Annotated in this window: 4 protein-coding genes; 2 read left to right on the top strand and 2 right to left on the bottom strand. The window is 70.1% G+C overall.

The genetic code is table 11. The annotated features are described in order from the left end of the window. On the top strand, positions 1–1,114 hold a 1,114-nt coding region (locus tag AC1D15_RS20220), incomplete at its 5' end, for a response regulator (RefSeq protein WP_477827376.1). 20 nt (positions 1,115–1,134) lie between these two features. On the opposite strand, the gene AC1D15_RS20215 is transcribed toward AC1D15_RS20220, so the two are convergent. Then, positions 1,135–1,431 (bottom strand): hypothetical protein, encoded by a 297-nt coding sequence (locus tag AC1D15_RS20215; protein ID WP_047504410.1) that lies wholly within the window; start codon positions 1,429–1,431, stop codon positions 1,135–1,137. 143 nt (positions 1,432–1,574) lie between these two features. On the opposite strand from AC1D15_RS20215, the gene AC1D15_RS20210 reads away from it, so the two are divergent. Next, the gene (locus AC1D15_RS20210; RefSeq protein ID WP_465111880.1) at positions 1,575–2,486 is read left to right on the top strand and encodes an AraC family transcriptional regulator; all 912 of its coding nucleotides are present in this window, start codon (positions 1,575–1,577) and stop codon (positions 2,484–2,486) included. On the opposite strand, the gene AC1D15_RS20205 is transcribed toward AC1D15_RS20210, so the two are convergent. Continuing rightward, a partial coding sequence (locus AC1D15_RS20205; RefSeq protein ID WP_477827375.1) for a glycosyl hydrolase occupies positions 2,474–4,194 on the bottom strand: 1,721 nt, incomplete at its 5' end. The two genes, AC1D15_RS20210 and AC1D15_RS20205, sit on opposite strands and share 13 nt — an antisense overlap.

The raw sequence follows: 4,194 nt of genomic DNA, 5'->3' as shown, positions 1-4,194 counted from the left end.
GTTCGCGGTGTCGGATTCGGGCCCGGGCATCTCGACGGCCGACCAGGCGCGGGTGTTCGATGCCTTCACGCAGGCCGACAGCTCCCGCACGCGGCGCCATGGCGGCACCGGGCTGGGCCTGACGATCTCGAGCCAGCTGGTGGCGATGATGGGCGGCAAGCTGCAGCTGCAGAGCACGCGCGGCGAGGGCTCGCGCTTCTGGTTCTCGCTGCCGATGCGGCTGGTGCCCGACAGCACGACCCTGCTGACCGACCGCGAGGCCGCGGCGCTGCAGGGGCTGCAGGTGCTGGTGGTGGACGACAACACGACCAACCTCGACATCCTGCGCCACCAGCTGAGCGCCTGGGGGTTGCGCGTGGACACCGCCGAGGGCGGCGAGCATGCGCTGCAGCTGATGAGCAAGCGGCCGGTGGTGCACGACCTGGCGATCCTCGACGTGCACATGCCCGACATGGACGGCCTGACGCTGACGCAGCGCATCCGCGCGAACCGCCGGCTCGACGGACTGAAGATCGTGATGCTGAGCTCGCAGGGGCTGGACATGCCGGCGATCAGCCTGACGCGGCTGGGCGTCGAGCGCTGGCTGTCGAAGCCGGTGCGCAAGCAGGAGCTGCGGCGCGCGCTGATCGACCTGCTGGCGCATGAAGCGCAGCCGGTGCCCGACGCAGTGCTGCCGGCGGCTGCGCTGCCGGTGGCCGCCCCGGTGCGCAGCGCCCGCGTGCTGCTGGCCGAGGACCACCTGGTGAACCAGGAGGTGGCGGCGCAGATGCTGCGGCTGGCCGGCTACGACGTGCAGGTGGTGTCCGACGGCCAGGCCGCGATCGACGCGGCGCGCAGCCATGCCTTCGACGTGGTGCTGATGGACTGCCTGATGCCGGTGGTCGACGGCTTCGAGGCGACCGCGCGGTTGCGCGAGATCGAGCGTGCCGAGGGCGTCAGCGACCTGGCCCGGCTGCCGATCGTCGCCCTCACCGCGAACGCGATGAAGGGCGACGTCGAAGCCTGCCTCGCCGCCGGCATGGACGACTACGTGGCCAAGCCGTTCACGCAGGAGCAGCTGGTGGCGGCGATCGAGCGGCGCCTGAAGGCGCGGGCGGTGCAGCGGGCGGAGTGAATCGGTCGGACGCGGCGCGTTCAGATCTGGTGCCGCACCGGCGCCACGCTCCACGACACCGTCGGCTGGTCGATCATCGCGTGCACGCGCGAGTGGCCCATCTCGTTCATCAGCCGCGCCATCGCGACCCGGCCGTGCGCGGCCGAATCCCAGATCAGCATGTCGACGACGGTGCCGTCGTTCCACTGCGCGAGGCGGCGCGAGCGGAATCCCGCCTGGCGCTTGAGCCAGTCGTCGATCTCGACGTTGGCATCGATGAAGTCGTCGCAGGTGCAGTTCGCGAGCTTGAAGGTGGTGATTTCGATCGCTTCGGTCATGGGCTTCCTCCGGTGAGACGGCTCGCATCATCCTGCAGCCGGCCCGAGACCCGTTAGCCGGATCCTCCAGAACTCATGCACGATCCTGCAAATCGTGCGCTCGTGACACGGCAACGCGCAGCGTCTCGTGCAAGATCGTGGGCATGGCTTCGACCCTTGACCGCTACGCCGAGATCGCCGCGCTGATCGCCCGCCACGCGCCCGCCGACGGGCAGGCGACGACCGCCATCGGCAACCTGTTCTTCGGCCGCTGTTCGTCACCGTCGCAGCCGCACTACGCTGCGCAGTGGCCCTGCTTCGCGCTGCTGGCGCAGGGCGAGAAGATCCTGACGCTCGGCAACGACGAGTACCGCTACGGCGTCGGCGACTACCTGGTCACCTCGGTCGACCTGCCGATCGTCTCGCGCGTCACCGTCGCGACCGAAACATCACCCAGCCTCGGACTCGGCATGTCGATCGATGGCGTGCGGCTCACCGAGCTGCTGCGCCGCGTGCGCGCGCCACAGGCCGCGCCGCCCGGCGACGGCCTGCGCGGCGTCACCGTGAACCGCGCACCGCCCGAGCTGCTGGACGCGGTGATCCGCCTGCTGCGCCTGCTCGACAGTCCGAACGACATCCCGGCGCTCGCGCCGCTGGTCGAGGAGGAGATCCTGTACCGGCTGCTGACCGGCCCCGACGGCGGGCGGCTGCTCGCGATCATGTCGGCCGACAGCCGCAGCAACCGGGTCGGCAAGGCGGTCGACTGGCTGCGCCGGCATTTCGCCGAGCCGCTGCGCATCGAGGATCTCGCGTCGCACGTCGGCATGAGCGAATCGTCGCTGCACCACAACTTCAAGGCGGTGACGGCGCTGACGCCGATGCAGTACCAGAAACAGCTGCGCCTGCACGAGGCGCGCCGGCTGCTGGTGGTGGAGCGGCTGGGCGTCGCGACCGCCGGCCACCGCGTGGGCTACCAGAGCCCGTCGCAGTTCAGCCGCGAGTACGCGCGGCTGTATGGGCAACCGCCGGTGCGCGACGTGTCGGCCGGCGTGGCCGCGGATGCTCAGGGCTTGTAGGGCAGCGTCAGGTAGTACTTGCCGAGTTCGGTGAGCTGGCCGTCGGCACCGAGCAGGCTCGAGAAGTGCACGTCGTTGCTCCAGCGGCCGGTGAACCAGGCGTAGCGCACGACATCGGCGCGGTTCTCCAGCACGCCGACCATCTCGGCCATCTGCGCCTTCTGCTTGGCCACGCTGTCGATCTGCGCCGAGCCGTCGCCGGTGTGCCAGTTCGCGAACTCGGTGACCCAGAACGGCTTGCCGTATTTGGTGAGGCGGTCGAGCTGCGCGGCCAGGCCGTAGTCGTACCAGTGGAAGCCGATCATGTCGATGCGTGGCGCGCGCTGGCCGTTGGCATTGCGGTAGGCGGCTTGGAAGGCGTCCATCCAGACGACGGGATCCTCGAAGCCGGCGAGGTTGCCCCAGGTGATCTGCGGGCCGACGATCTTCACGCCGGTCTTGGCGGCCAGTGCCTCGACGCGCGGCCAGGCGGCCGCCGCATCGGCCGGCGACATCGTCGCCTGGCCCCACAGGTTGGGCTCGTTGAGCACCAGCAGGTACTTGTACTGCGGGTTGGCTTTCAGCAGCGCCTCGATCTCGGCGTCGTTGAAGCTGAAGTTCCACAGCATCGGCACGAAGTCGGTGCCGGCCGGCGGTGTCAGCTTGGGCCGGGGCGACCAGTTGTACCACCAGGACACGCCGGGCGACAGCGCGTTCAGGTCGGCGGTGGTGGCCACGTCATAGGCGATGCCGCGCTTGGCACTCTTGCCTACCGGGTTGGCGGGGATCGTGCCGGCGTCGGGCACGAGGCGCCATTGCTGGTTGTCGGTGCGGGTGCAATCCCACTGATGCACCACGCCGCCGACCGCGGTGCTGAAGTCGCGCACGTCGAGGCATTTGCCGCTGTGACGCGCCTTAAGCTCGAAGGCATCGCCGATCGCGGTGGCGGTGTAGCGCTGGTTCGCGCCGGCGGTATCGGCGAGCTGTTGCACGGCCGCGCCATTGGCGGTGGACGATGCGGCGACGCTGATCGACCTGCCGCTGCGAACGTTGGTCAAGCGCCAGGCGCCGCCGCCGGCCGATGCGATGTCGAAGCGCTGTGCGTCATCGCTGGCGCACGCGGCCTGCAGCAGGCGTGCGGCATCGGCGGTGCTCGCGCCTTCGATGCCGACGCACAGCTGCGAATGCACCGAACGCACCGAGTACCGGCCCACCGCCGGGCCGGCCTTGCCGCCGCTGGCCACGGGATGAACGGTGAAGGACTGCGCGGGCTCGTCCTTGCAGGCGAGCTGCTGCAGGCCGGTGCTGCTCGACGGCGCGACGCACTTGCCGCTTCCGGCATTCACCAGCGCGAAGCGGTTGCCGCCGAGCCGCTTGAAGGTGAAGCGCTGCGCGTTGGTGCCGTTGTCCTGCCACTGCTGCACGGTGGCACCGTCGGCCGCCGAGGCGCCCGCGACATCCATCGCGCGACCGCTGCTCGCCAACAGTTTGTAGCGCCCTGAAGCATCCAGGCTCACATTGAAGGACTGGGCCGCGGCACCGCTGCAGTCGGCGAAGCGGAAGCGGGCGCCGTCAGCGTTGTCGGAGGCCGCTTCGAGGCACTGGTTGCTGCCGGTGTTGGCGAGCACGTAGCGCTCGGCCTGCAGCGGCAGCGTGGTGTCGGTGGCGGGCGCGAAGGCGGCGGCCGATTCCGACGGCGCATCAGCTGCCGGCGCATCCGCCGTACCGC

It is taken from the genome of Rhizobacter sp. P2_H2 (assembly GCF_056403375.1).
Note: the sequence above shows the minus strand (reverse complement) of the source record. Positions and strands in the feature narration are given on the sequence as shown.

Coding starts and splice junctions, on each gene's coding strand:
- AC1D15_RS20215 (WP_047504410.1), bottom strand. CDS start 1,431: ATGACCGAAGCGATCGAAATCACCACCTTCAAGCTCGCGAACTGCACC.
- AC1D15_RS20210 (WP_465111880.1), top strand. CDS start 1,575: ATGGCTTCGACCCTTGACCGCTACGCCGAGATCGCCGCGCTGATCGCC.